Consider the following 25,915-nt stretch of genomic DNA (forward strand, 5'->3'; position numbering starts at 1 on the left):
GGCTGATCGATGAACATTTTTGATCTTCCGCGCCGGTTCGCGGCTGAAGCCTTGGGCACCGGTCTGCTGGTGGCGACGGTCGTCGGTTCCGGCATCATGGCCGAGACGCTGACGCATGACACAGCGCTGGCGCTGCTTGGCAACACGCTTGCGACCGGCGCCATGCTGGTGGTGTTGATCACCGTCCTTGGCCCGATCTCCGGCGCGCATTTCAATCCGGCCGTTTCGCTGGTGTTCCGCCTCAACCGGTCGCTGCCAGCCCGCGATCTCGTTGCCTATCTCGTCGCGCAGGTCGCCGGCGGCATTGCCGGCACGATGGCGGCGCACCTCATGTTCGCCCTGCCGATGCTGGAGGTCGCAACCAAGCTGCGTGCCGGACCGGCGCAGTGGTTCTCGGAAGTGGTCGCGACATTCGGCCTTGTCGCCGTTATTCTCGCCGGCCTCCGTTTCGAGCGACGGGCCGTGCCGTGGCTGGTCGGGCTCTATATCACGGCGGCCTATTGGTTCACGGCGTCCACGTCTTTCGCCAATCCCGCCGTCGCCGTGGCGCGCTCGCTCACCAACACCTTCTCCGGCATCAGGCCGGTCGATCTGCCAGGCTTCATTGCCGCCGAGCTGGCCGGCGCCTTGATCGCGCTGGCACTGATGGGCTGGCTGCTCAAGCCCGAAACCGTTCAGCAACACCAGCTACTGAAAGCAGAGCCATGACGGTCACCATCTATCACAATCCCGCCTGCGGCACCTCGCGCAACACGCTCGCCATGATCCGCGCAAGCGGCGAGGAACCTGTGGTGATCGAGTATCTGAAGACGCCGCCGAGTCGCGAACGGCTGTTGGAACTGATCGCCGCGATGGGGATCAACCCGCGCGGGTTGTTGCGGGAGAAGGGAACGCCTTACGCCGAACTAGGCCTCGCCGACCCGAAATGGAGCGACGACGAGCTGATCGATTTCATGCTCGCCCATCCGATCCTGATCAACCGGCCTGTCGTCGAAACGCCCAAGGGCACGAGGCTGTGCCGGCCTTCGGAAGCGGTGCTGCCGCTGCTCGACAATCCGGTGCGCGAGTTCGTCAAGGAGGATGGCGAGAAGGTCGCCTACGGGCCGGGGCAAGTCTGATTGGAAGCCACGGCACCGCTCGCCCGCAGCCGCCATCTCCTCGTCTCGGCTCTCGGCGTCACACAGATCCTCGCCTGGGGATCGTCCTACTATCTGCCCGCCGTTCTTGCCGCACCGATTGCCAGGGATACCGGCTGGTCGCTTGCGTCGGTCGTTGCCGGGCTGTCCTGCGGGCTGCTGCTTGCCGGGCTGGTCTCTCCCGTTACCGGGCGGCTGATCCAGCGCCATGGCGGTCGGCCCGTGCTTGCCGTGAGCTCGTTGCTGTTGGCCGCAGCGCATTCGCTGCTGGCGACGGCAACCACCTATCCCCTTTACCTGATTGCCTGGCTGCTCATGGGGCTGGGCATGTCGAGCGGCCTCTACGATGCCGGTTTCGCAACGCTCGGCCGCCTCTATGGACACGGAGCGCGAAGCGCCATCACCAACCTGACGCTCTTCGGTGGTTTCGCAAGCACGGTCTGCTGGCCGCTCAGCGCCTTCCTAGTCGAGCATGGCGGATGGCGTATCGCCTGCCTCTCCTACGCGGCCATCCATCTGGCGATCTGCTTGCCGCTCCATCTCCGGATGATACCGCCGTCTCCGCCCGCGGCGCCCGCGCCAACGAAAGACAGGTCGAAGGAGGCGTCGACCGCGGGCAGGACGCGGGCACGGTTCATTCTGCTGGCTTCCATCCTGACATTGGCCGCGATGATCGCATCCATGCTCTCCGTCCACCTGCTGACGCTGCTGCAACTGCGCGGCGTGAGCCTTGCGGCCGCCGTCGGCCTTGGCGCCCTGGTCGGCCCGTCACAGGTTGGAGCGCGGGTGGCGGAGCTGCTGATCGGCCGCAACCGGCACCATCCGATCTGGACGATGCTGACATCCGTATCGCTGCTCGCGGCCGGGATCTGGCTGCTCCTGGCGAGCCAGACCTTCGTTGCACTCGCTTTGATCCTTTACGGCGCCGGCAACGGCATCCACACGATCGCGCGCGGCGCGCTGCCGCTGGTGCTGTTCGACCCGCAGCAATACGCGGCGCTGATGGGCAAGCTCGCGACGCCCAGCCTCATCGTCCAGGCGGCAGCTCCTTCGATCGGTGCGCTGCTTCTTGGCATGGGCGGCGGCAATCTCGTCCTGATCGTTCTCGCGGTTGCCGCCACGGTCAATGTGGGGCTCTGCGCCTGTCTTCTCGCGGTGGTGCGCGGATAGCTTCGTCTCACGGCCCTGCAGCCCGGCCGAACTTTACATTTTTGTAAATTGCCCCTGATGGCCGGTTCACGATACGGCTGGCCGGCGGCTCGGTTCGCTCATCCACTTGTCGGGCAACAGCACTCCCGGATGAACGGGTCGAACCGCATTCAACTTGGGAGAACGCTATGATTCGCAAGGTTTTGGTTGCAGCTTCGGTTGTTGCGCTGTTCAGCGTGCCGGCATTTGCGGCTACGCAGTATTGGGTGGCAAAGGACACCACCACCAAGAAATGCTCGGTGGTTTCCACGAAGCCCGACGGCAAGAAACTGACCGACGCCGGGACGAAGGCCTACACGTCCCAGGCCAATGCCGAAAAGGCGCTGAAGATGCTCAAGGACTGCAAGTAAGCTTGCTGTCCTAAAATCCGCGCCCGCTTCGGCATGCCGGAGCGGGCTTTTTTCTTCGTCGGGACTGCCTTCCGCTGCACGTCTTTTCACCAGTCGACGCATGTCGCTTAAAATGCGCCGTGGTTTGGCTGAGCGACATGCATCGAACAAGACTCAAAGCGAGTGGCGAATCGGAAAGATCGCGAGGCGCTCAGAAACGGAAATTCACGAAAGCCTTCAGCGTGTGGAAGGCTACGTCGTCCTTGATCGTCAGCCCCTCGCCATTGTCGAGGATCTGCTTCGAGCCAAGGTCCACATAGGCATACTCGGTGCCGAAGGAAATGCGATCGGTGATGGCGTGCTCGAGACCTGCGCCGATCGTCCAGCCGGCGCGTGTCTGCTTCTCGTTGAAGACGGTCGTCCCGCCAACGGTCAGCGTCTGCTCGGTCTTGCCGAAGGCAAGGCCGCCATGGCCGTAGATGAGCGTGCGGTCCCAGGCGTGCCCCAGCCGCGCGCGCACGGTGCCGAGATATTTGACGTCCACTTCGCCATTGAAGATCTCGGCGCCGTCCACCGAGGCCGTGACCGAAGCGCCATAGCTGGATGCGGCAATGTCCGCCACGGCACCGATCACCCAGCGGTTGTCGAACTGCCAGTCATAGCCGGCCTGGATGCCGCCGAGGAAGCCGCTCGCGGAAATCTCGAACGCGCCGTTGATCGGCGGCGGGTTTCCGTCGGCAAAGATCTGCCGCGAATTGAGGTTCATGTCGCCCACGGCAAACGAACCGAACCCGCCGAAATAGGGCCCCGTCCAGTTGAAGCTCTCCTCTACCGGCGGCGTCGGTGCCGCTTCCGGGGCGAGCGCATCGGCCGCGAATGCGCTGCCGGCGGCAAGAACGATCGCCATGGCGGCCATGGACGTGGGTATGATCTTCATCGGATACGTTCCTCGTTGGATTGCCAGTTCAAAAATTGCGTCCACATTCCTTCCCGCTCATGCATGAGCGGGTCTCCGGGGCCGTCAGCCAATTTGCGAAGACATGCCCGCTCACTGCGGACGTGAAAATCGAGTACCGCCCCTTCAACGCACCGCTAACAGAGAAAATCCAGGTGCGTGTGGCGAATACGGAAGTCAAAATTGCAATAACGGAACAGTTGTTGTTCCAGAATTCCAGTCTTGCAAATTTGTCACACCTAACTCATTTTCAGAAAGCTGAGAGACCATTTTGGATAGGCTCGAACCAGGGCGGAAATGATGGTTCCCAAGCGCCAGCGGGCAGGCAAACGCCAATTGCGGGCAGGCGCCGTCCAACCCCAGGGAGTCTTCGACAGGGAGCACGATGCCGAGCGCTGATCGGGTGGCTACATTCTCGGCGGACGACATTCCCGAAGATCATCGGGACGAGTTCATTCGCGATTTCTACGGTCGCATCCAGATGCGGTTGGACATCACGCCGCGTGCCGACACGCCTCTCAGATTCTCGGCCCGCACCCTGATCCTGCCTGAGATGAATCTCACCAAGGGCGCCGTCTCTCCCATGGTCTGGGAGCGCAACAGCGCCCTGATGGCCGACGGCAACGACGATATCATCCTGTCCTGGAACAAGGGCGGCTACCGCTTCACCATGCCTGGGCGCGGCGACTTCAGCACCGATCCCGGCACCGCCGCCATCTTCCCGATGGACCGCCGCTACTCGGTCGCCAGCGAGGATTCGCAATGGACCATGGCGCTTCAGTTCAAGCGCTCGCTGCTGGCCCCGCTGGTGAAGAACCTCGACGATGTGCGTCCCGACAGTCTCGGCCTCACGCTCCCTGCACACCGGTTGCTCTTCGATTACCTCTGGTCACTTCTGCACATGGAGGGGCCTGAGACGCTCGCGCCTCTCGCTTCCCGCCATATCACCGATCTTCTTGCCGTTTCTTTCGGTGGCATGGAGGCCCATACGCATCCCCCCGGTGTCCGCGCGGCCAGGCTCGCGGGCATCAAGCAGCACATCGCCCGAAATCTCACCGATCCCGGGCTCAATGTCAGCCAGGTGTCGCGCAGGTTCGGCATCAGCGAGCGCTATGTCCGCCAGCTATTTGCCGGAGAGGGCACAAGCTTTTCCGACTATGTCAACGGCGAACGGCTCGCCTATGTCCACAGCTGCCTCACCGATCGCCGGCAGTTGCTGCGGCGCATTGCCGACATCGCCTTTGAGGTAGGCTTCAATGAGCCGTCCACCTTCTATCGGCAGTTCCGGCTGCGCTACGGCATGACGCCGACGGAAGTTCGTGCCTTGACCGAGAAGGCCGGCAACGGCTGAAGGACATGGCGGCCGTTGCCGACATCTTCGCCCGGTGCCGCATCGGTGTGTTTGCCCGCAGCCTGATTCTACGCGCAGTCGCCTACTTGTCCGCCGCCAGCGTCCCGTTGAGCACGGCGGCCAGATGCAAGCCGCCGAGCGCGAGCTGCTGGATGGCGACCGGCGAGAATGTGTCGAAATAAGCCTGGTCGAGGATCACCGCGTGCGGGTTGTCGGACTTGATCACCGTGCCCTTCGGCAGCGCGCGATAAGCGTCTTCCGCCTTGCCGTGGCATTCGGCCAGCCATTTTTCCGGCGTCTGGTCGGCAGCCGGCATCGGCGTGAGATGCGGGATGACATCGGTCTCGAGGTCGAGCGCCACCTTGCCCCAGTCATAGTATTTGAACAGGATCAGGCTTGAATCCCACACTGCATGGAAGGTGGTGAGGTCGCGGTAGGTCGAGCCGTCCGGCTTCGGCCGGTAGACGTTGAAGCTCACCGTCAGCGTATTGCCGCCCTGGTCGCTCTGGTTGTTGTCCTGGCGCTCGACACAATGCAGCGGCTGCGACAGGTCGCCGACCAGATGGATGACGAAGGCCAGCGCCTGCCAGCGCTCCTCGTCGCTTTTTGCCGGATCGGCCAGGATCTTCTCCTGCGCCGGCAGCGCCCGCATCAGGCAGACGCCGAAGCTCGCATTGTCCTTGCAGTCGCGCGCCGGATCGTAGGCGGTCGTGCCGGCGGCCGCATCGCCGGGCTTCGATGCCAGCGGAATGTCGATGAAATGCCAGTTCGACGTTTCCTTGTGGTCGGCCCGATAATCGTCGGCCCAACTCGCCACCGAAGCCATGGAGGCGGTGGCCGGCGGCTTCAGCTTCAGATGCGAGCGCAAAAGCTGCTCGATCACGTCATAGGCGTTCTGGCTGAGCCTGTGCTGCGCAATCTCGGCGATCACCGCATGGCCCTCTTGGCCCCAGGCCTGCGCCTGCCCGCACATCGCCCCACCTGTCACCGTTGTCGCCAAGCAAAATGCCGCCGCGGCTTTCCACGTCATCGCCTTGCCTCCTCCCGGGTTCGATCCGGAAAGTACAATGGAGACTTGTGACACGGACATGAACAATCTCACTAACGAGATTGTGAGGCGGCTGAGGTAAGCGATTTTCTTATGTTCGGCGGCCGGCGAACACTTTGCCGCGCCCGCACAAGAAAACCGGGCCGGCGAATTGTCCAGCCCGGGCTCTTCCTTCATTCACAGTGACGAGCGCTTCAGTCGCGATGCTCCGGCATCGCCTTCAACTGATCCTTTGTCCAACTGGTGACCGCATGCACGTCGCCGTCCTCGTCGCGCATGAAATCGAGCTGGCTGGCGGTCACGGCCACCGGCTTGGCGCCGATGCCGAGGAAGCCGCCGACATCGATGACGACCTGGCTGCCATGCAGGTGGTCGACCGAGCCGATCTTCTCGTCATCCGGACCATAGATGGTCGCGCCTTCGAGGATGTCGGGGGTTAGCTCGGCATTGGTCAGTCTGACGTGGCTGGTGTGGTCCATGGCGCATCTCCTGTGGTTGTACAGGGGATGAACCTCCGATCGGGTCAAGGGTTCCGCCGACAAAGCGAAAAGCGAGCGCTGCTCAGCGAAGCGCTGCCCACCCCGTCACGAGGATGAGGACAAGGGTGACCAGCGCTCCCGAGACATAGAGGATCGTCCTGACGCTGCCGCCTTTGGCCGCGTTTCCGCCGCGTAGGTAGATGACCATGTGGACGAAGCGTATCGCAAGGTGAACCCAGACAAGGACGGCGAGCGTCAACGGTCCGACGCCGACCATCATCGCCAGCACCGCGGGCACGACGAAGGGGGCGAGCGCCTCGACCGAGTTCATGTGGACGCGGTCGATCCGGTAGAGCGGGTTGTCGTCGTCCGCGGGAATGACCGGACCCGAAAGCTTGCCGGCAAATCCCTTGGACGAGCCGGAATAGACCGCCAGCGCCACCGACAGGAGACAGAGCGCGAGCACGCCGAGGGTGCTCAACCAATAGGCTTCCATTTTCTTCGCTCCTTCCGATCGCTGTGGCCGCTTGGGTTGCGCGCCGCTCCTCGATGCAGGGCGCGCTGCCGTCAGGCCGCGCTGTCAGGCGGCCTGGGCAAAAAGCGCCTGGTACCGCTGCAGGTAGAGCGGCCAGCCCTGATCGCTGTCGACCCCGCCGCGCACGCCTTCCCAGCCCTGGCCATGCCGTTCGATATGGCGATGTTCGATTTCGACGCGGGTGCGGTTTTCCGATTCAGCCGTGAAGCGGACTTCCCACTCGCTGGTGCGGGCGAGGTCCGTTTCGATCTGCCAGCGCGGGCTGATGTCCCAGCTCAGAAGCAGCCGGTTCGGCGGGTCGTAGGCGAGCACGCGGGCGAAGCGGCATTCTGAGCCGTCGACGCCGCGATCGTAGACGTGGCCGCCAACCCGCGGCTCGAAGATCGTTTCCGCGATCGGGACGGCGAGCAGATTGTGCTCCCGCGGTTTGAAATTGCCGAAATCCTCGGTGAACACCTTGAAGGCACGCGCGATCGGAGCCGCGACGACGACTGAGTGTTTCACGGGCGCCRGTGCCGGTTGCTTGATCATGTTTCGTCCTCCTTCGGTTGCTCGACGAGCTGCGCGTAGGCTGCGAGCGTCTTCACCCAGAACTGGTCGATCTCGGCCCGGAACGCGGCCAGGCCATCCGGGTCGATCCGGTAGATGCGTTCCTTGCCCGAGCGCGTGTCGGCCACCAGCCCGGCGTCCTTGAGAACCTTCAGATGCTGCGAGACCGCCGGCCTTGTTACCGGCAGCACGCTGGCGAGCCCGCTGACCGAAGAGGGACGGTCGACCAGCAGTTCGAAGATCGTGCGCCGTGTCGGATCGCCGAGCGCCGTCCAGTATTTCGCGTTAGTGATCACTAACGCGAAAGCTACGGCGGTGGGCTTGCCCTGTCAACCCGGATGGAGAGGGCACGCCGCGCGCAGACGCCACGCAGCGTGCCCTGAGGCATGCCGGCGTCCTCGCCGTGGAGCGCAGATAGGTTGGTTGCCGACCTGTCAGCTGCGCCGTTTCGCCTTGAGATTCCGCGCCGCCTGCTCGATCGCCGCGCGGTCGTTGCCCAGCCGGTCGAGCAGCTCCTGCGCCTCGTCGCCCGAGATGCCGGTGCGCATGGCAAGCGCTTCCACCGTCAGCACATCCGTGCTGTCGACCTCGCGCGTTTCGGGCAGCGCATCGCCCGCCRTCAGCGGCAGCGCCGCCTCGCGGTCGATCTCCAGCTCGGCTTGATGCCAATGCCGTTCATGGTTGCCGAGGATACCGCCCTCGCGTTGAAAGATCTCATAGGCGCGCTGCCTGATCTTCTCGGTCCGATCGTCGTCCATCGCAGTTCCTCCTTGCGTGTCACAGGAACGCGGGACAGGGCGGAACGATCCGAACCGTTCACGAAGTGATCGCCGGCACAAATCCGGACCTCCACCGCGCAGGTTTTGCGCGTAGGGTTACGGCCCGTAAATGGCGACCGGCTTGCCGAACATGCCGGGCTCGGGTTTCACGCCGAGCCCTGGCCGTTTCGGCACGGCGATGTGGCCTTGCTTGATGATCACCGGATGCTTCTGGTCGAAATGGCCCTTGATGTATTCCTGGGCGATCCAGGCGCCTTCCATGCGGCGCGGCTCGACGGTTGCGGCCAGATGCACGCAGGCCGCCGCGATGATGTCGCCGCCCCAGGCATCGTCGCAACTGTGCGGCAGCGAGCGGATGGCGCAGAGGTCGCGCACCGTCGTCATCTTGGTAAGGCCGCCAAGGCGCGTGACCTTGAAACCGAAGCCGTCGGCGATGCCCATCGAGATTGCCCTCAGCACCGCGTTCTGGTCCTCGGTACTCTCGTCGAGATAGACCGGATGCGTCACGCGGCCCTTCAGCGTCGCGATCTCGTCCATGGTGTTGCAAGGTTGCTCGAAGACGAAGGGGATCGCCTGGCAGAGCCGGTCGAGATGGATCGCGGCGGCCACTGTCAGGCCCCGGTTGCCGTCGACCGCGATGCGCGCTCCGTAACCAACCGCTTCCCAGACCTTGTGGACCACGGCGACGTCTTCGTCGAGATTGCGCCCGCCGATCTTCACCTGCAGGCGCGGATAGCCGGCCTTGACCTTGTCGGCGGCGATCCTGGCCGTCTCGTCCGGCGCGCCGACAATCAGCGAATAATAGGCCGGCACGCGATCGGTCAGCGCGCCGCCCAAAAGCGTCGAGATCGGCACGCCGAGCTTTTGGCCGAGCAGGTCTAGAAAGGCCATGTCGAAGGCGGCCTTGGCGTAGCCGTGGCCGTTCAGGCGTTCGTCCATGCGTTTGGCCAACAGCCTGATCGACGCGATGTCCTGCCCGATCAGCCCGGGCGCGATTTCGGCGATCGCGGCGCGGGCGCCGAGCGCATGATGCGGCTGGTAGACCGGGCCGATCGGGCAGGTCTCGCCCCATCCGGCAAAGCCGTCATCGGTCACGATCTCGACAAGTGTCGAGTCCAGCGCCTCCACATCGGCGCTGGCCATCCGGTAGACGCCGCTCTTGACCGGCAATTGCGCCGAATAGACGTTGATCCGATCGATGCGCATACCCGGCTCCCCTCGAGGAATGCATGGACAACGAGGCCTCAAGCGGCCCGTCTTACATCCGCGCTCTGGCGGAGGTCGGATCGTAAGGTGAATCCGGAACCACCTCCGCGACCTTCCATTCGCCCAGGATCGCCACGTCGAGCTTCGTGCCAGGCGTGGCAAAGCGTTCGGGCAGCAACGCCAGCGCCACGTCATGGCCGAGCGCGTAGCCATAGCCTCCCGAGGTGATGCGCCCGACCAGCTTGCCGTCGCTATAGAGCCCTTCATGGGCAAGCGTGCTTGCACCGTCGGTGTCGATCCTGAGCGTCACCGAGCGGCGCCGGTCGTTGCGCTCCTTGTATTTCAGCACAGCCTCGCGGCCGACGAAGTCGCCCTTGTCGAGGCGGATGAAGCGCTCCAACCCGCTCTCCAGCGCATTGAGCTCCGGGTTCATGTCGCGATACATGGCGCGATAGGATTTTTCGAGCCGGAGCGATTCCAGCGCGTGCAGGCCGACCAGCCGCATGCCGTGCTTTTCGCCTTCTCTCAGGATCGCGTCGAGCAATTGCCGCTGGTAGGGCAGGGGATGGTAGAGTTCCCAGCCCAGCTCGCCTTCATAGTTGACGCGCAGCAGCCGCACGTCGGTGGCCAGAGCTACGTTGCCGGTCTTCACGCCGAACCATGGGAAGCTTTTGTTGGAAAGGTCGATCTCGGTCAGCGGCTGCAGCACCTCGCGCGCCTTGGGGCCAACCACGGTGAAACAGCCGCGATCATTGGTGACGTTCTTCAGGCTCACGCTGCCGTCGGCGGGAAGCAGTCTCGAAAGATCGTCGAAATTCCAGCGCTCCGCGCGCGGCGTCGAGATCAGGTAGAACAGGTCCTCGCTGAGACGCGCCACCATATATTCCGCCTGCACGCCGCCGCCAGCGGTTAGGTGATGCGCCAGCGTCACCTTGCCGACCGAAGGCAAGCGGTTGGCGATGATCCCGTCCAGCCATCGGGCGGCGTTCGGTCCGGACACCTCGAACTTGGTCATCGGCGTCATCTCGACCAGGCCGACGGCGTTGCGCACCGCCAGCACCTCCTCGCCGACGAGGTTCCCCTTGGGCGTCCAGCGCCAGCTATACTGGTCCTTGGCCTCGACCCCGTCGCGCGCGAACCAGTTGGGCATCTCCCAGCCATTGAGCACGCCCCAGACGGCACCCAGCTCGGTCAGCCGGTCATAGGAGGGTGCGGTCTTTTGCGGCCGTGCGGCGGGCATGTCCTGCCCAGGATATTTCTGCTCCGCATGAGTGCCCCAGGCCTCGCGCACCTTCTCGCGCGTCCATTCCTTGTTGGCGTAGTCACCGAATCGGYGCGGGTCGAGGTCAGACGTGTCGAGGCTGTTGCCGCCCTCGACGATCCGCTCCGACAGATAATAGCCGATCGTGCCGCCCCAAAGGATGCCGCCCGGCACGCCTTCGGCGAGCCAGACATTGGGCAGGCCCCAGGCCGGTCCCATCAGCGGCAATTCGTCCGCCGTCATCTGGAAGGGACCGCGTACATTGGCCTTGATGCCGACGCGCCCGAGCGCCGGAACCAGCCGCAAGGCCTGCTCCCAGTTCCACGACACCGCCTCGAAATCCTCTTCCAGCAGGTCGGCGCCGAACCAGGAGGGAACGCCATCCTCGGCAAACAGCTTCAGGTTGGCGGTGCGCTCGTAGGGACCGAACATCAGCCCGTCGCCTTCCTCGCGCAGATAGCCTTCGAACCCCTCGTCGCGCAGGATCGGCATTTCGGGCCGGCCGGCACGCTTGCGCTCCACCACCTCCGGCACTGCTTCGGTGATCCAGTACTGATGCAGGATCGGGATCGCCGGGATATCGAGGCCGAGCAGCGCGCCGGTCTGGCGCGCGTAGTTGCCGGTGGCGCAAATCACATGCTCGCAGGTGATGTCGCCCTGGTTGGTCTCGACCAGCCATTCGCCGCCAGGCGTCCGCTTGAAGCCTGTGACCTCGGTGTTGAGATAGACTTTCGCGCCGAGGTCGCGCGCGCCCTTGGCCATGGCGTGTGTGACGTCGGCCGGCGCGATATGGCCGTCATCCGGATGATAGAGCGCGCCCAGCATTTGCTTGTTGTCGAGCAGCGGCCAGAGCTTTCGCGCTTCGTCGGGCGTCAGCAGTTGCGCCCGCATGCTCTGCACCTCGGCGACGCTCATATAGCTCTTGAACTCGTCGAGCCGGTCCCTGGAATTGGCGATGCGCAACTGGCCGCATTTGTGCCAGCCCACCGGCTGCCCGGTTTCGGCCTCCAGGCCCTCATAGATCTCGATCGTCTTGTTGATCATGCGCCCGACATTGATGTTGCGGGCATAGGAGGGGATGAGCCCCGCCGCATGCCAGGTCGAGCCGGCGGTGAGCTGCGTGCGCTCCAGCAGCGCCACATCGGTCCAGCCGCGCTTGGCCAGACCGTAGAGGATACCCGCGCCGACGCATCCTCCGCCAACGATCACCACCCGCGCATGTGTCTGCATCAAACCACCAATTCCGACCGAGCTGAGAAAGATCGCAGTCGAAGCTACAGGCGGCGATTGGCGCTGTAACGTCTTCAAAAATTAGGGGTCATGATAAGTTGGATTTATGCAGCGGTCTGTGTGCCGGGCTGTGAGCGGCGGCAGTCACTGAGCTTGCCCCTCTTGTGCGGCCTCGTCCTTGAAGTCGACCTTCGTGCCCGGCTTGACCATGGCGGCGAGGTCCTCGGCGTCCCAGTTGGTCATCCGGATGCAGCCATGCGAGAAGGTGGTGCCGATCTTGCCCGGGTCAGGCGTGCCGTGGATGCCGTAGCTCTCGATCGAGAGGTCGATCCACACCGATCCGACCGGATTGTTGGGTCCCTTGGCGATGGTGAAGGGGCGCTTGGTCTTCACCCCCTTGAAGGCGAATTTCGGATTGTAGTGATAGGTCGGATCATGCACCACGCGTTTGACCTCGGCTGCGCCGCTCGGCGCCGGTTTCTCCTCGCTGCCGATCGAAGCGGGGTAGACCGCAATCGCCTTGCCCGACGCATCGAGCGCGCGCACCTGGCGGGATGCCTTGTCGACCTCGACGCCGGCAATCTGTGAAGGCGGATCGCTGCGGCCGACATCGGGCACCACCAGGGTCGTGCCGGCCTTGCTGAATCCCGCGCGGAGGTTGAGCATCCTCAGCAATTGTTCGCTGACATGGAACCGCTCCGCCAGCTTCTCGCGCGCGTTGCGGTAGCCGAGGCGCTTGAGATGCGCCATGCTCTCCATGCGGGCCGGAATGTGCCTGGTGAAGGGGCCGCGCGCATCCTTGGCCGTGACGTCGTATGTCGTCAACACAGGGCCGGCGAAAGTTGCTGCGAGCTTGTCCCAGGTCTCCCGCGTAAGCTTCCCGTCGGAAGGCAGCCCGTTCGCCGCCTGGAAGGCCGCGACGGCTTTGGTAAAATTCTGAGAAACGCGGCCGTCGATCAGGCCGGGGGAGAAGCGGGCGCGATCCAGAAGCACCTGCGCCTTGAGCAGCATGGGGCTGACGCCGTTAGGTTCGCCTTCGCTGAATTGCGCCTGATTGACGGCGTCGGGCTCCAGTCTCGCTGCCTGCGCGACACCGCACGCGAGCGCGAGCGCCGCCCAGATGACAACAAGGAGCCTGATCATCGACGTCACTCCGCAACCGCGACAAGGACCTGCCTCTAAGACGCGGCACGTCCGATCTGGTTCCTGTCGCGGGGAGCACACGAAGGTCATCGTGATATGCGCTTTCCGCCATATACGTTTGAATTTTAAGCTGGAAAGCAGTTCCCAAGAACGCGCATAAGTGGCACTATCGCATAAGGGCCTATGCATTGCCCGATTATATGGCCCCCAGTCCTGGTAACCGGCGGCTCCCCAACGCCCCCCGCCCGCGCCGTCGGTTGCCTCCATTTGGGCGTCAACTATCCAAGCTGGCTTTTTGTCGGAAGAAGGAGGCGGCGTTGCCCGCCGCCTCGGTCACATCAGACATGCTTCGGCTGAGCGCTTCCGAAGATGGGAGGAATGGCGCCATCCTCGATGAGGATGTCCTTCTTGCGAGCAAAGGCGACGAAAACACCCCTCGCTGTTTCTGCATCCACATCTCCGGCCAGGGCGGCCCTGCAAGCACGGATCGCGGCCTTCTGCTCGGGGCTGTTACCGCACCAGTCGATAACAAACTGATAGGCATCCACCACAGTGTTCAACTGGCGCGGAAATCCCATTCCTACCCAGACGCGGATTGGCTTTTCGAACGGTTTGGCAAGCATCGCGAACGTCCTCGATCCGCGATGAAGTTAGGCGGTCAGCCCGCCGCCCTTGGCGCCCTTGCCGATCATCCAGGGCAGGGTGGTGCTCACGTCTTCCTGGATTTTGGCGGACTTGGCGAAACCGCAAAATGCCTCCCTGGCGGCCATCAGCGGAAAGCCGCTGTCGAATGCCCGCTGGCAGGCGCGCAGCGCCGTTTCATAGATCGGTCCGCGCCGGTTCTTGGGCCATTCATAGAGAAATTCCAGGGCGTCTTCGAGGCAGGCGATTTCCTGGATGAGGCTGTTTCCGCTCTTGACGAAAACAGGGCTGTCGAACATCCGATCGTTCATAAGGTCCTCCAAGTCGAACGAACAATTTGAGTTTGAAAGGGGCGGGGATCGCAGCGGTCCGCGCCTCACTGCGATATGGGTTTATGAATTCGAGCCGTCAAGGACTTGGCGGATGCCGTCATGTCCTATTTCGCAGGCCCAACATTCTGCCCGCGATCAGTCGATGAGTCGGTATCCGGGCCGTCGGCGGCGGCACGTCAGCGACTGGGATTGAGCTTTTGAATACGCCCCTTGTCCAGCCGGAACACGCCGTCCGTACCGCCTTGCTGCTCGAAGTCGGTTTGAAGCTCATCCCACGTACCGAGATATGCGCCGCACTCGGCGCAATGGATCGGCGTTGTGGGTTGGGCATCGGCCGGGATTTGCAGACGGATGGTGCCGCAAAACGGGCATTCCAGTTTGTGGTCCAGATAATCGCCAGCCATTTTGCCGAGCATCGCGCAATCGGCACGTCTTCGCAAGCGAGGGATTCCGACGAGTTTGCTTCAGCCGGCTCGATCTGCGAAACCGCCAGTCGCCAAATGCCTTCACCGCCGCGGAGTCCGGCAGAGCATCCGCCGCATTCAGCCGGTCACGCGCGGCCTGAAGCGGACGTCTGAACACGCGCCCTTATGATCCGTGCTTCTCGCAGGAGCGCCGGTCGGTCGCGCCCGACGGCCTTTATCAGCCTCCTGGCTTGAGCGTCGGAGATGCCGGTTTTTTGCTTCAGCAGAATGACGAGCTGCTTGTCGTCAATTCGACCATGGGAACTGCCTTCACCGGGTTCAGTCATTTCAAGGATCCTCCTGTCAACCGAACTGGAAAGATCGTCGAAGGTTTCATCGCGGGGCCTAGCGTTGCTTCACTGTTGCTGTGGGGTTGTCCGCGTGGTGGCCGTCGCGGAAGCTCCGCCAGCTCCCGCTCGTCGTTAATCCCGACCATGTAGTTCGCGATGCCGTCTCAGTCCGAATTTCAGCTGCCCGGAGCCCGCCCGTTAAAGCGGACTAATCTCTTCGAACAGCCAGTCGCGAAACGCCTTTACCTTGCGCTGGCGGATCGCTTCCGGCGGATAGACCAGATAGAAGCTGGATACCGCCTTGAGCGCGTGATCGAACGGCCGCACCAGCCTGCCGGTGGCGAGATCGGCGGAAACCAGCATGGTGCGGCCGAGAACCACGCCTTCGCCCTGTACGGCCGATTCCACCGCGAAGGTGGCGGAATCGAAGGTGAGCCCGCTGTTGGGGTCGACKCCTTCGACGCCGGCGCTGGYAAGCCACGCCGCCCAGTCGATGCGGTAGCCGTCGCGGATCAGCGTGTGGTGCTTGAGGTCCTGCGGGTGCTTGAGCGGATGCKGGCCTTCCAAGAGCTTCGGGCTGCAGACCGGAAACACCTCCTCGCCGGTGAGGAACTCCGAGGTCAGTCCGTGATAGTGGCCGGCGCCGTAGCGGATCGCGACATCGATGCCGTCGCCGCGGAAATTGGTCAGCCTGCCGGTAGTCGAGACGCGCACATCGATATCGCCATGCGCGCGGTGGAAACGATAGAGCCTCGGCACCAGCCATTTTCCGGCGAAGCCGTCCGAGGTGCTGACGTTGAGCGTCGACCCGGAATGGCGCGAGGTCGCCGTTTGCGTCGCCAGTGCGACCTGGTCGAGCGCCTCGCGCACGGCAACCGCATAAGGCTCGCCGACAGGGGTGAGCCGCACGGAACGCGTCGCGCGCTCGAAGAGCTGCACGCCGAGCTGATCCTCCAGATGTTTTATCGCCCGGCTGATCGCGCCATGCGTGAGGTTGAGCTCATCGGCGGCCCTGGAAAAATTCAAATGCCGTGCGGCTGCCTCGAAGGCCGGCAAGGCGTTGAGCGGCGGCAGTCTGCGGGTCATGGCGAAGTCATTTGTGAGCTATGGTAACAAATACTTGCCAAACTTTGGTTTGTCCGTCGAGCTTTTTCCAGCCAAAAATCCTCACAGAATTTGTGATCAACGCTCACTTCAGGGCAAGCCTGCGAGGACATCATGGCCACCGTTCATCCCTTCCTCTGGTTCAACCTGGACGCAGAAGCCGCGCGCGACTTCTATCTGTCCGTTTTCAGGAACAGCCGCGCACTGCAAACCATCGAGTTCACCGACAAGYCGCACGCGATCTTCGACTTCGAACTCGAAGGCCAGCGTTTTACGGCACTCAACGCCGGCGGTGTGCCGCCGTTCAACGAGCGCATCTCGCTTTACATCGAGACGAAGGACCAGGCGGAGACCGACTATTTCTGGAACGCGCTGACCGCCGGCGGCGGCTCGGAACAGCCCTGCGGCTGGCTGAAGGACAAGTTCGGCGTCTACTGGCAGGTCATCCCGAGTGAGGCCTTGCGCCTGATGAACGACCCGGACCGCGTAAAAGCCGACCGGGCGCGACAGGCGATGTACTCGATGAGGAAGATCATCCTCGCCGACATCGAAGCGGCCCACGCCGGCCGCGCTTGATTTCCCGCATCACTCAAGGACAGAGAAGACCCATGACCAGTCTCCCTATGACTTCACTCAATGGAAAGAAGATCATTGTCGTCGGAGGCAGTTCCGGCATCGGCTTCGGCGTCGCGGCGGCTGCACTGGAAAGCGGTGCAGAGGTGGTGATCGCCGGCCGTTCGGCGGACAAGCTGAAGGCTGCTGAAAAGCGTCTGGGCGGGGCAGGGCGCGTGACGGGCGTCGCCGCCGACATGGCCAATGAGGCGGACGTCTCCCGCCTGTTCGAGCAAGCCGGCTCCTTCGATCATCTGGTGGCGACGGCCGGCACGCCGCCGCCCAATTATCCGATCGGCGAAACCGACATGGATTTCGTGCGCGGCTTCGTCGACGGCAAGCTGATCGGCGCGGTGATGCTGGCCAAGCACGCCGTGCGCACGCTGAACACGGGCGGCTCGATGATCTTCACCTCCGGCATCAACAAGGACCGTCCGCCGGTCCCGGGCGGCTCGGTGGTTTCGGCGGTCGCCGGTTCCTTTACCTATTTCGCCCGGGCGCTGGCCCTGGAACTCGCGCCGACCCGCGTCAACATCGTCTCGCCCGGCTGGGTCGACACCGAGATGTGGGACGAGATCGTCGGCGAAGCCAAGGCAAGCTATTTCGAGCAGATGGGCGGCCGGATCCCGGCCGGCAGGATCGCCAGGCCCGCCGACATTGCGCCGGCCTATCTCTATCTGATGCAGAACGAATTCATGACCGGCGAGACCGTCCATATCGACGGCGGCCAGCGGCTGGTGTGATCGGAAAGGCCGGACCTCTGTCTGAGGATCCGGCTTCGCCCATCGCCTTCCATCAGCCTCCCCGCCAGACCCTCGCTGAACGTAGCGTTTCCCGCGGAACGCTAATATACATGACGCTCGAATGAGCAATGCCTCCGCCTCGTCGAGGAATGCCATGCGAAGGGTCATCGTTGCCGCCATGTGCCTTGCCGCCGCGACAGGCGCCAACGCCCATGACTGGTACGAAAACAAGGTCGATCCGGTAACGAACTTCAAGTGTTGCGGCGGTAAGGACTGCCGCCCCATACCGCAGTCCTCGGTGCAATCCAGGGCAGATGGCGGCTATGTCTATCTGCCGGATGGCTTCAACATCCCGCCGGACCGCGTGCAGGAATCGCCCGACGGCCGATACCATATCTGCGAGAACCACTACGTCATAACCAACCAGCCTTATTTGCGCTGCTTCTTCGCGCCGCGGCTCAAGGTCTCGCGGCTGCTCCCGCGCTAGCCCCAACGCCCACGCAGCACTCGCTTGCGTTTAGGTCTGGTGGGTCAATAGCCCGCCGGACGCTCGGCCTGCGCGTACCCGAAATAGTCCATGATTTCCCGCGCCTCGCCTGTGTCGAAGCGGCAGGCCACGTTGGTTGGCAGCCCGGATCGCCAGTTGCCCCTATAGTCGGTGATCGGCTGGTTCACTTGGGCGTGCCGGCGAGCCGAATGCGGATAAGTCCATGCAGATTGCAACGGCTAATCCGGACAGTGCCGGTGATTTATATAACCGCCAGCGAAACGACTGGAGGGCCCGACGGCAGGCCGTTTCAGATAGAACGCATCTGAGGACGCAAAAGGAGATCATCATGGACATTCTTCGCGCAGGTTCGAGGCCTTCCGGCAAAGGTCCGGCAAATTGGTTCACCGGGACGGTGCGGATCGATCCGCTCTTCAATCCCTTCGACGCGGAGCGCGTGCAGGGCGCGCAGGTCACCTTCGAGCCCGGCGCCCGCACCGCTTGGCATACGCATCCGCTGGGGCAAACGCTGGTCGTCGTTTCCGGCCTCGGCCGCGTGCAGCGCGAGGGCGGCCCGGTCGAGGAAATCCGRCCCGGCGACGTCGTCTGGTTCGCGCCCGGCGAAAAGCACTGGCACGGCGCGTCTCCCGAAACCGCCATGACCCACATTGCCCTCCAGGAGGTCAAGGACGGCAAGGTCGTGGACTGGCTGGAACATGTCAGCGACGCCGACTACGGCGCCTGACCCGATCGACGAAAGGAAAGCAGGAAATGCTCGCAACCATTCTTCACAAGCCCGGCGACGTCCGTTGCGAGGAAGTCGCCGAAGGAATTGCGCGCATCAAGGAACTGACCAATGACATCGGCGCGGATTCGGTGCTGGAATGCGTCGGTACGGGAGAATCCTTCGACCAGGCGCTGGCCTGCTCGCGGCCTGGCGGCAAGTGCGCTACCGCGCGACGATTCTTGGGAGTCGTCGGGTCGCCTGACAGGCCCGCCTCAGTGCGGAGGCACTTCGGTCCATAGGTCTTTGGCAAAGCCGCGCTTGTCGAGAGCCCACGAATTACCGGTAACCACCGCCTTCCCACTCGCGCATTTGTAGGAATAGACGGCTTCGTGACCGGTCGCGAAAGCTGGTACGATGTCGTCATTGGGGTTGGTCTTGCAGAACTCGTCCGCGCCGGGGTTGTCGCGGGCCGCGTTCATTTTCGCGCAGGGCAGGTTGGCGCCGACGAAACRGGCCAGCACCTTGCCGTTCATGCAGCGGTAATTGGCCTGCGTCTGCAGTTCCGATTCCGCCGGCATGCCCTTGGCGCCTGGAAACAGTTTCTTGAACGCCTTGACCGTACCGCCGTAAAGCTCGTGCGAATAGGGGCGGATCGTGTCGTCGTTCTTCATCTGCCGGCAGAGCGTATAGAGGTTCTTCGCAAGCGCCGCGTCAGCGGTCGCAGGCGCCGCCGTGGCGCCGGCGCAAAGGGGCGACAGGAGTGCTGAGGCAAGAAAGCCGATCGTCGAAAGGCGAAATGCAGTCATCGTGATCTCCTTAGGCTGACCGGAGCAAAACGCGCAAGAACCCGTTAGACCAGACGGTAAGATTGCAGGAGCGGCAAAGATGGCGCAACTCGTCGACAAACAGGAGCCTCTAACCTTCCGCTTCGCCGATGATGGGTTGGTGCCCAACCACCCGCGCTGGCCGATGCTCGTCTATCCTGGCGCGGTGCCGCTGCCGGACGACGTCGATCCGGCTGCCGTCTTCGCCGCCAATGGCTGGGGCGACAGCTGGCGCAACGGCATCTACAGCTTCGTCCACTATCATTCGCGCATCCACGAGGTGCTGGGTATCGCGCGCGGCGCCGCCGAGCTCCGCTTCGGCGGAGACAACGGCAAGGTGCTCGAGGTCAAGGCGGGCGACGTGGCGGTGCTGCCGGCAGGCACAGGTCACCAGCGCCTGTCCGGCTCGGCCGACCTTCTGGTGGTCGGCGCCTATCCGCCTTTCGGCACATACGACCTGTGCCGGAGTCCCGAGCAGCATGCCGAGGCGATGCGCACCATCCCGACCGTCGGCCGGCCGGACAAGGATCCGCTCTATGGCGGCGACGGCCCGCTGCTGAAAGCATGGAGCGAAAGCTGAAATGGCAAGGATCGTCGCTATCGAGCATCTGACGCTGGACGGTGTCTTCCAGGCGCCGGCACGTGCCGATGAAGACACGCGCAACGGTTTCGAACATGGCGGCTGGGGGATTCCGGGCAGCGACCCRCAGATGCAGGAGGTCATCGGCCGCGCCATGGCCGGCAGCTGGTCGCTGCTCGCCGGCCGGACGACCTATGAAGACCTATTCGAAGGCTGGGTCGTCAGGCAGCCGGCCAGTCCGATGACCAGGGCGCTGACCGGCGCGCAGAAATTCGTCGCCTCGCATGACGCCGCGTATCAAGCGCGCTGGGAAAATTCGACGCTGCTTGCCGGCGATGCCGCGGAGAGGGTGCGCGCGCTCAAGCAAGGTCACGACAAGACGCTGGTCATGTTCGGCAGCGGCAAGCTGTTGCGCGCGCTGATGCGGCACCGGCTTGTCGATGAGCTGGTGCTGATGGTCCACCCGCTGGTGCTGGGCGCGGGCTCGCGCCTTTTCGAGCCCGGACAGGCGCCCTCGGCGCTGAAGCTGTCCAGCCAGATAGCGACCACGACGGGCGTGGCGATCCTCACTTACGCATTCGACGGCAAGGATGCCGCGGAGCGGCCGGAGTAAGACCGGGCTGCGGCCTGGCGCCTACGGATAATGTGTCTTCTTCGGCGCATAGGTCGATGGGTCGAAATCCAGTTCCTTCGGCAGCGGCTGGCTCGAGCACTGCAGATGTATCTGGCGCGCGAGCAGCCGCCGTTGCTGCTGCTCGTGCTCCTTGGCTGCGGCGACGAGCCCCATGCTGTAGGGGCCAACCAGCACGCCGAAACCCCAGCCGGGGTGCTCCTTCTCGCGGGCGGCGTAATCCGAAGCCGCCGTGCGGGCCTGCTGGCATTCCGGTGATGCCCATTTCGGATCCTGCTGCGAAAGCGAGGCGCTATAGTCGACCGGAGAGGACGCACATCCAGCCACTGCCGCGCTCAGCGCGACAACCACCGCAATTCTCATCATTTGAGTCCCTGCTAATTCAGGGCGGACAGTACACGGAACGCGTCTTCTCACAAGCCTGCCGATTGGACTACGCCCGTCTGGCTCGCGACAGGGCCGGGCGAATGAGCTGTGGGCAGCGATAGCCCGCTCAGAACCTGCGGCTGAGATAGGCCGACCCGCCGAGGCCGAAGCGCCACTCGGCTTCCACGCCTTTTGTGAGGCCGATCCGGCGTCCGCTGACGATAGCGGCAGGATCGGTCTGCGATCGAGCAAATTCGAAGGGCGGCGCGGTGAGCGAGAGGCCATTGTGCGAGGCGTCGATACCCAGCGCCTGGCAAAGCTTGCCGGGACCGGAGCAGAGCAGCCTGTCGTCATCCGTTCCGCGCCGCTTGCGCATCGCGGCGATGCCGGATTGCGGCTGGATCGCGCGGATCAGCACCGCGCTGCCCGGCAGGCACACCGCGTTCAGGCACCAATGCAGCCCATAGGAGCGGTACACATAGGCGGTGCCGGGGGCGCCATACATCGGGGCGTTGCGCGGCGTCCGGCCGCGAAAGCTGTGCGATGCGGGATCGTCGGGCCGGTACGCCTCGGTCTCGACGATGATGCCGCCGACACCGGCGAGCCCAAGCCTGACCCCGATCAGCGCGCGTGCCACCACGAGCGCGTCGCGGGCGAAGAAATCAGGCCCGCCGCTAAGCGGCATGGCGACTGGCGTCTATTGGACAGGCCATCATCGGCGTTCAACCCAGCAGATTGCGGGCCGTGCGCATGAAAATCCGCGAACCGATCGGGATCAGGTCGTCGGGGAAATCATAGTCGGGGTTGTGCAGCGAGGGATGGCGCTCGCCGGCGCCGAGGAAAAACATCGCCGACTTCGCATTGTGGCCGAAAATGCCGAAATCCTCCGAGGCGCGCATCGGCAGCATTTCCTCGCTGCGCGAGACACCTTCCTCGTCGAGCGCGCGGTTGAGATGCTCCACCGCGTCCGGCGCGTTGACGCTGGCGACGAAGATTTCGTGATAGTCGAAGCGCACCGAGAGACCGTGCTTTGCGGCGATCTTCGCGGCAAGCGCTTCCGCGGCGGCGACCTGCTCGGCCATGCGCTCATCGCGGCGGGTGCGCAGCGTCGCCCACACTTCCGCATAGCCGGGCGCGATGCCGAACACGGCTTCGCCCATCGAACAATGGGTAACGGTCACCATGCCGAAATCCTCATCGGTGAAAGTGCCTCGCCCCAGCGCGGGCAGCGCCGGCATCAGCTCGCTCACCGCCGGCATTGGCGAGATGCCGGTTTCCGGCATCGAGGAATGCGCGGTCTTGCCTTCGAGCACGATGCGCATGCCGCGCGAGGCGCAGTTGACGGTGCCTGCCTTGAGCCGCACCTCGCCGAACGGCACGCCCGGCAGATTGTGCAGCGAGAAGGCAAAGTCCGGCTGGATCTCGCCAAAGCGCGGGTCGGCGACGACCCCGGCCGCGCCATTGCCGGTTTCCTCCGCCGGCTGGAACATCAAGACGACGCGCCCGCGCGCCGGCCTCTCGCGTCCGAGTTGCCGGCCGAGCGCCGCCAGGATCGCGGTGTGCCCGTCATGGCCGCACATATGCGATTTGCCCGGCACCTGAGAGCTATGCTCGACACCCGAAAGCTCTTCGATCGGCAGCGCGTCGAGCTCCGAGCGGAACAACACCGTCGGCCCGGCCTTACCACTGTCATAGACCGCCGCCACGCCATGCCCGCCGAGCCCCGTCAGCACCTTGTCCGGACCGGTATCGGCGAGGAAGTCCACCACCTCCTTCGCCGTCTTTTCCTCCTCGTTGGAGATTTCCGGCTGCCGGTGCAGCTTGCGGCGCCATTCGGTCAACTCGATGRGGTCGCGGTTGGTCAGGGTCATGGGTTGGGGCCTCCGGTTGGGCTTTTCCGGTCACACAAACACGACAGGGTTTTTCTCGCGCCGTGCCATGGCGATCAATTCGGATAGGCCATTGGCCTCCGCAAAATCAACGCCCTATCTGACCACCTTCACCTGCGGCAGGTCGGGGGATGGGCCAAAAGGTTCCATGTCGGCGTTTTTTGCGCGTACAGTTCTTCCTGTCCATCCCGCAGCGCTCCGCAAAGGTCCAGAACCGTTGTCCGATGGTCCGTCTCGATACGGAGCAGCCGCCCGGTTTTCCCACAGCTCCCGGCGTCGGGCGGACTTAATCGGAAAATGCGACGTAAACCGCTGAAATCCTTAACACGATTTTCATCCCGCTCGCCTACCGACTAGGGTCATGGAAAAGCATGGCGAGCGGCTGGTTGCGGTTCCCTCTTCCGAGGGAAGGAGCGGAGCCGTGGAAGCCGGCATCCTGCGCGACCGGCTTGCGGATCTGAGCAAGGGCGTCTTCATCTCGATGCCCATCGGCACGGTGCTCGCGGCCCTGATCCTGGCGGTGCAACTGTTGTCCGGCGGCGGCCTTGCCGCGATGCTGTGGTTTATCGCGATCGCCTCGATAAACGGCGCGCGCGTGGTGCTTGCCGTCGCCCAATCGGGCGCGGCCGACGACAGGCCCAAGGCGGTGGGCGCCCGGCTTTCCCTTTATGGCGCGCTGGCGCTTGCCTCGGGGATCGCCTGGTCGTTTCTGGCGCTGCTGAGCGACGGATACACGACCAGCCAGGCGCCGCTCTATCTCATCGTGCTTGCCGGCATTTCGGCCGGTTCGGTCACCTACGGCACCTGCTACGCGCCGGCTTCGATCAATTTCATCACCCTGCCGCTCCTCACCGCCGCCGGCTGCGTTCTGGCCAAGGGCGGCGTCGAAAATTACGTGCTCGCCTTCACCATCCTGCTTTTCCTCGGCGGCATGATCAGGAGCGCGATGCTCGGGCAATCGCGCTTCCGCGAGACGAGCCGTCTCAAATACGAGGCACGCGAATTCGCCGCCGAGATGGAGCGCAACTCGAGGCGCGATCCGCTGACGAATCTGCTCAACCGCTACGGGCTGGAGCAGGCGATCGCCAGGCTCGGGCTGTCCGACGGCCCGTTCGTCGCAATGCTGATCGACCTCGACGGCTTCAAATCCGTCAACGACACCTATGGCCACACCATCGGCGATGATCTTCTGGTCAAGGTGGCGCGCAGGATCGAGGGTCACGCCCCGGCGGGTGCCACCATCGCGCGTATCGGCGGCGACGAGTTCGTGCTGCTTTTTTCCGCCTGCAGGTCGCGGCAAGCGGCCGGCGAGCTTGCCTCCGCCATCATCGCCGCCATCGCCAATCCGGATCCGGAGCTGAATTCGGTGCGCGTCGGCGCCTCGGTCGGCATCTACCAGTCGGAAAAGCCGCGATTGACCGAGATGCTGCTCAAGGCGGATTTCGCGCTCTACGCGGCCAAGCGCGGCGGCAGGAACGAATATTGCCTCTTCGACGCCGGGCTGGACGCCGCGCTGGAACGCAAGAACCGCATCGAGCGCGATCTGCGTGGGGCTATTGAAAACGGAGCCCTCTGTTCCTGGTTCCAGCCGCTGGTGCGGCTCGACACCAACGCGGTCGTCGGTTTCGAGGCGCTGCTGCGCTGGCATCACGACGTCCACGGCGCCATCTCGCCGCCCGAGATCGTCACCGCCGCGCGCGAAACCGGCCTGCTTTCGCTTTTGACCGAGACGGTGTGCCTCAATTGCTGCGCCATGATCGGCGAGCTCGTGAGGGACGGACGCCGCGATGTCCGGGTCGCGATGAACCTGTCGCCGCGCGAGCTCGAAGCCGGCAATGTCGACGACATGATCCTGACCGGCCTGAAGGCGAGGAATGTGCCCGCCGCGATGCTCGAGATCGAGATCACCGAGGAGGCGCCGGTCGACCGCGACCGGGTCGACGAAAAGGTCGGGCGCCTGGCGGATGCGGGCATATCGATCGTGCTCGACGATTTTGGCACCGGCTTCTCGACCCTGGTGTCGCTCAAGGACAGGCGCATCCGCAAGATTAAGATCGACAAGGATTTCGTCCGCGACCTCGCGAAATCCGTCGAGGACCAGGCGGTGGTCGAGGCGGTGATCGGCCTCGGCCGGACGCTCGGCATCGAGGTGATGGCCGAGGGCGTCGAGACCGACGCCGACCGCATGATCCTGCGCTCGCTGGGCTGCATGATCGGGCAGGGCTATCTTTTCTCGGCAGCACTCCCCATGCCCGACGCGCTCGCCTTCGACGCCGCTGCCGCTGAGATCATTTTCGAGCCGCTGCGCAATCCCCGCAGCGGCAACGCCGCGTGACTTGCCTGCGCGGGCATTCATCGTAGTTCGGCTGGCAAGCAGCGGCGAGAGGGCAGGGTTAGCCACGTGGAGCGCCCGGGTGGTGGGAAGCGCTCCGATGTCGGGCGTAATCGCATAGGGCGCTCCCCCTCTCCGTCTCGGCGCTGCGCGCCGAGCCACCTCTCCCCCATTTCATGCTAGGCGATTCACACATCTCGTAGGCTCCAGCCCCGTGCGATGGATTGGAAGTACTGAAGGCCGTGGCGGAAGGTAATGGGGCCTGGCGGCTTGGACTTGGGATAGCCATCCCATCCTCCGAGCTTGGCGATGATCCATGCGGCCCAGGCCAGGGATTTGGGCGGGTGAGGGTTTTTCTGAAGTTCGGTCTTGCCCTCCAGCTCGGGCACCAGTGCCTGCAAGGTGTCGATTTCGGTAGGCGTAAAGGCGATCTCGGCCGACTGTGCGGATGCTCCGTCGCGAGCTTGGACAAGCTGCATGATGATGCAGGCGGCGCGCGCGGCGATGGCGGTCAGCTTCATCAACCGCTCGGCGGTTTCCAACTGACTGTCCTCCAATTGCAGGCCCTGCTGCTTCAGGGTGCGGAAGAACTGTTCGATGGTCCAGCGCATCCGATACCAGGCAACGACCTGCCAGGCCATGGCCGCGTCTTGAACACCATGGGTGGTCAGCAGGCGCCACA

At 63.9% G+C, this 25,915-nt stretch carries 35 protein-coding genes; 13 read left to right on the forward strand and 22 right to left on the reverse strand.

The features are described from left to right. The first annotated feature begins 9 nt into the window (after positions 1-9). The 4 genes from LCM4577_RS19805 to LCM4577_RS19820 all read left to right on the forward strand — a co-directional run bounded on the left by LCM4577_RS19805 (position 10) and on the right by LCM4577_RS19820 (position 2,695). Positions 10-708 carry an MIP/aquaporin family protein gene (locus LCM4577_RS19805; RefSeq protein WP_040980331.1) on the forward strand — a complete coding sequence of 233 codons (699 nt, stop codon included), beginning with the start codon at positions 10-12 and terminating at the stop codon, positions 706-708. Then, complete coding sequence (arsC, locus tag LCM4577_RS19810) at positions 705-1,118, forward strand: arsenate reductase (glutaredoxin) (protein ID WP_040980333.1); 414 nt, start codon at positions 705-707, stop codon at positions 1,116-1,118. Before LCM4577_RS19805 ends, arsC begins: the two co-directional genes overlap by 4 nt. Then, a complete protein-coding gene (locus LCM4577_RS19815) occupies positions 1,119-2,306 on the forward strand; it encodes an MFS transporter (RefSeq protein ID WP_040980335.1) in 1,188 nt (395 codons plus the stop codon). A 167-nt stretch (positions 2,307-2,473) separates the two neighbouring features. After that, a complete protein-coding gene (locus tag LCM4577_RS19820; protein WP_040980336.1) occupies positions 2,474-2,695 on the forward strand; it encodes a hypothetical protein in 222 nt (73 codons plus the stop codon). Between the two features lie 190 nt (positions 2,696-2,885). On the opposite strand, the gene LCM4577_RS19825 is transcribed toward LCM4577_RS19820, so the two are convergent. Together LCM4577_RS19825 and LCM4577_RS19830 are read right to left on the reverse strand one after the other, a co-directional pair. After that, on the reverse strand, positions 2,886-3,611 hold the full coding sequence (locus LCM4577_RS19825) for an outer membrane protein (protein WP_041010890.1): 726 nt from the start codon (positions 3,609-3,611) through the stop codon (positions 2,886-2,888). Positions 3,612-3,806: 195 nt separating this feature from the next. Next, complete coding sequence (locus tag LCM4577_RS19830) at positions 3,807-4,058, reverse strand: hypothetical protein (RefSeq protein ID WP_198541064.1); 252 nt, start codon at positions 4,056-4,058, stop codon at positions 3,807-3,809. A 58-nt stretch (positions 4,059-4,116) separates the two neighbouring features. Between LCM4577_RS19830 and LCM4577_RS19835 the strand changes: the two genes are divergently transcribed. Continuing rightward, a complete protein-coding gene (locus LCM4577_RS19835; RefSeq protein WP_198541065.1) occupies positions 4,117-4,980 on the forward strand; it encodes an AraC family transcriptional regulator in 864 nt (287 codons plus the stop codon). Between the two features lie 82 nt (positions 4,981-5,062). Here LCM4577_RS19835 and LCM4577_RS19840 read toward each other — a convergent pair whose 3' ends face one another. From LCM4577_RS19840 to LCM4577_RS19905, 14 genes are all read right to left on the reverse strand, one after another. Beyond that, complete coding sequence (locus LCM4577_RS19840; protein ID WP_157900479.1) at positions 5,063-6,010, reverse strand: S1/P1 nuclease; 948 nt, start codon at positions 6,008-6,010, stop codon at positions 5,063-5,065. 212 nt (positions 6,011-6,222) lie between these two features. Then, positions 6,223-6,507: a hypothetical protein gene (locus LCM4577_RS19845; RefSeq protein WP_040980340.1), complete on the reverse strand. Its 285-nt coding sequence runs from the start codon at positions 6,505-6,507 to the stop codon at positions 6,223-6,225. A gap of 82 nt (positions 6,508-6,589) precedes the next feature. After that, positions 6,590-7,003, reverse strand: a complete 414-nt coding sequence (locus tag LCM4577_RS19850; RefSeq protein WP_040980342.1) for an MAPEG family protein — start codon at positions 7,001-7,003, stop codon at positions 6,590-6,592. Positions 7,004-7,087: 84 nt separating this feature from the next. Next, a complete protein-coding gene (locus LCM4577_RS19855) occupies positions 7,088-7,573 on the reverse strand; it encodes an SRPBCC family protein (RefSeq protein ID WP_071073013.1) in 486 nt (161 codons plus the stop codon). Further along, positions 7,570-7,887 (reverse strand): helix-turn-helix transcriptional regulator, encoded by a 318-nt coding sequence (locus tag LCM4577_RS19860; RefSeq protein WP_071073015.1) that lies wholly within the window; start codon positions 7,885-7,887, stop codon positions 7,570-7,572. Before LCM4577_RS19860 ends, LCM4577_RS19855 begins: the two co-directional genes overlap by 4 nt. Before the next feature lie 138 nt (positions 7,888-8,025). After that, complete coding sequence (locus LCM4577_RS19865) at positions 8,026-8,349, reverse strand: DUF2934 domain-containing protein (protein WP_071073017.1); 324 nt, start codon at positions 8,347-8,349, stop codon at positions 8,026-8,028. A 117-nt stretch (positions 8,350-8,466) separates the two neighbouring features. Then, positions 8,467-9,576, reverse strand: a complete 1,110-nt coding sequence (locus LCM4577_RS19870; RefSeq protein WP_040980350.1) for a mandelate racemase/muconate lactonizing enzyme family protein — start codon at positions 9,574-9,576, stop codon at positions 8,467-8,469. A gap of 52 nt (positions 9,577-9,628) precedes the next feature. After that, positions 9,629-12,067, reverse strand: a complete 2,439-nt coding sequence (locus tag LCM4577_RS19875; protein WP_071073019.1) for an FAD-dependent oxidoreductase — start codon at positions 12,065-12,067, stop codon at positions 9,629-9,631. A 144-nt stretch (positions 12,068-12,211) separates the two neighbouring features. Beyond that, positions 12,212-13,210: a L,D-transpeptidase gene (locus LCM4577_RS19880; RefSeq protein WP_071073021.1), complete on the reverse strand. Its 999-nt coding sequence runs from the start codon at positions 13,208-13,210 to the stop codon at positions 12,212-12,214. Between the two features lie 338 nt (positions 13,211-13,548). Further along, on the reverse strand, positions 13,549-13,833 hold the full coding sequence (locus LCM4577_RS19885) for a DUF982 domain-containing protein (RefSeq protein ID WP_071036209.1): 285 nt from the start codon (positions 13,831-13,833) through the stop codon (positions 13,549-13,551). Positions 13,834-13,860: 27 nt separating this feature from the next. Then, complete coding sequence (locus LCM4577_RS19890; RefSeq protein ID WP_071073023.1) at positions 13,861-14,163, reverse strand: DUF982 domain-containing protein; 303 nt, start codon at positions 14,161-14,163, stop codon at positions 13,861-13,863. A gap of 197 nt (positions 14,164-14,360) precedes the next feature. Next, a complete protein-coding gene (locus LCM4577_RS19895; protein ID WP_041009317.1) occupies positions 14,361-14,600 on the reverse strand; it encodes a hypothetical protein in 240 nt (79 codons plus the stop codon). 134 nt (positions 14,601-14,734) lie between these two features. Beyond that, the gene (locus LCM4577_RS19900; RefSeq protein ID WP_071073025.1) at positions 14,735-14,935 is read right to left on the reverse strand and encodes a hypothetical protein; all 201 of its coding nucleotides are present in this window, start codon (positions 14,933-14,935) and stop codon (positions 14,735-14,737) included. A 201-nt stretch (positions 14,936-15,136) separates the two neighbouring features. Continuing rightward, a complete protein-coding gene (locus tag LCM4577_RS19905) occupies positions 15,137-16,024 on the reverse strand; it encodes a transcriptional regulator GcvA (RefSeq protein WP_071073027.1) in 888 nt (295 codons plus the stop codon). A gap of 132 nt (positions 16,025-16,156) precedes the next feature. Here LCM4577_RS19905 and LCM4577_RS19910 point away from each other — a divergent pair, with 132 nt between their 5' ends. The 3 genes from LCM4577_RS19910 (at position 16,157) to LCM4577_RS19920 (ending at position 17,884) form a co-directional block, all read left to right on the forward strand. After that, a complete protein-coding gene (locus LCM4577_RS19910; protein WP_071073029.1) occupies positions 16,157-16,618 on the forward strand; it encodes a VOC family protein in 462 nt (153 codons plus the stop codon). A 32-nt stretch (positions 16,619-16,650) separates the two neighbouring features. Then, entirely contained in the window at positions 16,651-17,397 is a 747-nt protein-coding gene (locus LCM4577_RS19915; protein WP_071073030.1) for an SDR family oxidoreductase, read from the forward strand. Positions 17,398-17,551: 154 nt separating this feature from the next. Further along, positions 17,552-17,884: a hypothetical protein gene (locus LCM4577_RS19920; protein ID WP_127235462.1), complete on the forward strand. Its 333-nt coding sequence runs from the start codon at positions 17,552-17,554 to the stop codon at positions 17,882-17,884. A 44-nt stretch (positions 17,885-17,928) separates the two neighbouring features. Here LCM4577_RS19920 and LCM4577_RS19925 read toward each other — a convergent pair whose 3' ends face one another. Continuing rightward, complete coding sequence (locus tag LCM4577_RS19925; RefSeq protein ID WP_157900480.1) at positions 17,929-18,072, reverse strand: hypothetical protein; 144 nt, start codon at positions 18,070-18,072, stop codon at positions 17,929-17,931. 161 nt (positions 18,073-18,233) lie between these two features. On the opposite strand from LCM4577_RS19925, the gene LCM4577_RS19930 reads away from it, so the two are divergent. Together LCM4577_RS19930 and LCM4577_RS19935 are read left to right on the forward strand one after the other, a co-directional pair. Then, positions 18,234-18,629, forward strand: a complete 396-nt coding sequence (locus tag LCM4577_RS19930; RefSeq protein ID WP_071036214.1) for a cupin domain-containing protein — start codon at positions 18,234-18,236, stop codon at positions 18,627-18,629. Between the two features lie 26 nt (positions 18,630-18,655). Continuing rightward, positions 18,656-18,910, forward strand: a complete 255-nt coding sequence (locus LCM4577_RS19935; protein WP_071073032.1) for a zinc-binding dehydrogenase — start codon at positions 18,656-18,658, stop codon at positions 18,908-18,910. Here LCM4577_RS19935 and LCM4577_RS19940 read toward each other — a convergent pair. After that, positions 18,884-19,417 carry a hypothetical protein gene (locus tag LCM4577_RS19940; protein WP_071073034.1) on the reverse strand — a complete coding sequence of 178 codons (534 nt, stop codon included), beginning with the start codon at positions 19,415-19,417 and terminating at the stop codon, positions 18,884-18,886. The genes LCM4577_RS19935 and LCM4577_RS19940 overlap by 27 nt on opposite strands. A 79-nt stretch (positions 19,418-19,496) precedes the next feature. Here LCM4577_RS19940 and LCM4577_RS19945 point away from each other — a divergent pair, with 79 nt between their 5' ends. After that, on the forward strand, positions 19,497-20,015 hold the full coding sequence (locus LCM4577_RS19945) for a cupin (RefSeq protein WP_071073036.1): 519 nt from the start codon (positions 19,497-19,499) through the stop codon (positions 20,013-20,015). Position 20,016: 1 nt separating this feature from the next. Continuing rightward, positions 20,017-20,628: a dihydrofolate reductase family protein gene (locus LCM4577_RS19950; RefSeq protein WP_071073037.1), complete on the forward strand. Its 612-nt coding sequence runs from the start codon at positions 20,017-20,019 to the stop codon at positions 20,626-20,628. A 21-nt stretch (positions 20,629-20,649) separates the two neighbouring features. Here LCM4577_RS19950 and LCM4577_RS19955 read toward each other — a convergent pair whose 3' ends face one another. The 3 genes from LCM4577_RS19955 to LCM4577_RS19965 all read right to left on the reverse strand — a co-directional run bounded on the left by LCM4577_RS19955 (position 20,650) and on the right by LCM4577_RS19965 (position 22,883). Continuing rightward, complete coding sequence (locus LCM4577_RS19955; protein WP_071073048.1) at positions 20,650-21,009, reverse strand: hypothetical protein; 360 nt, start codon at positions 21,007-21,009, stop codon at positions 20,650-20,652. 130 nt (positions 21,010-21,139) lie between these two features. Further along, complete coding sequence (locus tag LCM4577_RS19960) at positions 21,140-21,697, reverse strand: DNA-3-methyladenine glycosylase (protein WP_071073039.1); 558 nt, start codon at positions 21,695-21,697, stop codon at positions 21,140-21,142. Positions 21,698-21,734: 37 nt separating this feature from the next. Next, positions 21,735-22,883 (reverse strand): amidohydrolase, encoded by a 1,149-nt coding sequence (locus LCM4577_RS19965; protein WP_071073041.1) that lies wholly within the window; start codon positions 22,881-22,883, stop codon positions 21,735-21,737. 439 nt (positions 22,884-23,322) lie between these two features. Here LCM4577_RS19965 and LCM4577_RS19970 point away from each other — a divergent pair, with 439 nt between their 5' ends. After that, complete coding sequence (locus LCM4577_RS19970) at positions 23,323-25,236, forward strand: bifunctional diguanylate cyclase/phosphodiesterase (RefSeq protein ID WP_244508383.1); 1,914 nt, start codon at positions 23,323-23,325, stop codon at positions 25,234-25,236. Between the two features lie 185 nt (positions 25,237-25,421). On the opposite strand, the gene LCM4577_RS19975 is transcribed toward LCM4577_RS19970, so the two are convergent. After that, a partial coding sequence (locus tag LCM4577_RS19975; RefSeq protein ID WP_206744899.1) for a transposase occupies positions 25,422-25,915 on the reverse strand: 494 nt, incomplete at its 5' end.

Source organism: Mesorhizobium sp. LCM 4577, from assembly GCF_001854795.2.
GTDB lineage: Bacteria > Pseudomonadota > Alphaproteobacteria > Rhizobiales > Rhizobiaceae > Mesorhizobium > Mesorhizobium plurifarium.

Bases quoted from the DNA above. Each gene is read 5' to 3' on its own strand.
- LCM4577_RS19805 (WP_040980331.1), top strand. From the start codon at position 10: ATGAACATTTTTGATCTTCCGCGCCGGTTCGCGGCTGAAGCCTTGGGC.
- arsC (WP_040980333.1), top strand. From the start codon at position 705: ATGACGGTCACCATCTATCACAATCCCGCCTGCGGCACCTCGCGCAAC.
- LCM4577_RS19820 (WP_040980336.1), top strand. From the start codon at position 2,474: ATGATTCGCAAGGTTTTGGTTGCAGCTTCGGTTGTTGCGCTGTTCAGC.
- LCM4577_RS19825 (WP_041010890.1), bottom strand. From the start codon at position 3,611: ATGAAGATCATACCCACGTCCATGGCCGCCATGGCGATCGTTCTTGCC.
- LCM4577_RS19830 (WP_198541064.1), bottom strand. From the start codon at position 4,058: ATGTCGTCCGCCGAGAATGTAGCCACCCGATCAGCGCTCGGCATCGTG.
- LCM4577_RS19840 (WP_157900479.1), bottom strand. From the start codon at position 6,010: ATGACGTGGAAAGCCGCGGCGGCATTTTGCTTGGCGACAACGGTGACA.
- LCM4577_RS19845 (WP_040980340.1), bottom strand. From the start codon at position 6,507: ATGGACCACACCAGCCACGTCAGACTGACCAATGCCGAGCTAACCCCC.
- LCM4577_RS19850 (WP_040980342.1), bottom strand. From the start codon at position 7,003: ATGGAAGCCTATTGGTTGAGCACCCTCGGCGTGCTCGCGCTCTGTCTC.
- LCM4577_RS19870 (WP_040980350.1), bottom strand. From the start codon at position 9,576: ATGCGCATCGATCGGATCAACGTCTATTCGGCGCAATTGCCGGTCAAG.
- LCM4577_RS19880 (WP_071073021.1), bottom strand. From the start codon at position 13,210: ATGATCAGGCTCCTTGTTGTCATCTGGGCGGCGCTCGCGCTCGCGTGC.
- LCM4577_RS19885 (WP_071036209.1), bottom strand. From the start codon at position 13,833: ATGCTTGCCAAACCGTTCGAAAAGCCAATCCGCGTCTGGGTAGGAATG.
- LCM4577_RS19890 (WP_071073023.1), bottom strand. From the start codon at position 14,163: ATGAACGATCGGATGTTCGACAGCCCTGTTTTCGTCAAGAGCGGAAAC.
- LCM4577_RS19895 (WP_041009317.1), bottom strand. From the start codon at position 14,600: ATGCTCGGCAAAATGGCTGGCGATTATCTGGACCACAAACTGGAATGC.
- LCM4577_RS19900 (WP_071073025.1), bottom strand. From the start codon at position 14,935: ATGACTGAACCCGGTGAAGGCAGTTCCCATGGTCGAATTGACGACAAG.
- LCM4577_RS19915 (WP_071073030.1), top strand. From the start codon at position 16,651: ATGACCAGTCTCCCTATGACTTCACTCAATGGAAAGAAGATCATTGTC.
- LCM4577_RS19920 (WP_127235462.1), top strand. From the start codon at position 17,552: ATGCGAAGGGTCATCGTTGCCGCCATGTGCCTTGCCGCCGCGACAGGC.
- LCM4577_RS19935 (WP_071073032.1), top strand. From the start codon at position 18,656: ATGCTCGCAACCATTCTTCACAAGCCCGGCGACGTCCGTTGCGAGGAA.
- LCM4577_RS19945 (WP_071073036.1), top strand. From the start codon at position 19,497: ATGGCGCAACTCGTCGACAAACAGGAGCCTCTAACCTTCCGCTTCGCC.
- LCM4577_RS19955 (WP_071073048.1), bottom strand. From the start codon at position 21,009: ATGAGAATTGCGGTGGTTGTCGCGCTGAGCGCGGCAGTGGCTGGATGT.
- LCM4577_RS19960 (WP_071073039.1), bottom strand. From the start codon at position 21,697: ATGCCGCTTAGCGGCGGGCCTGATTTCTTCGCCCGCGACGCGCTCGTG.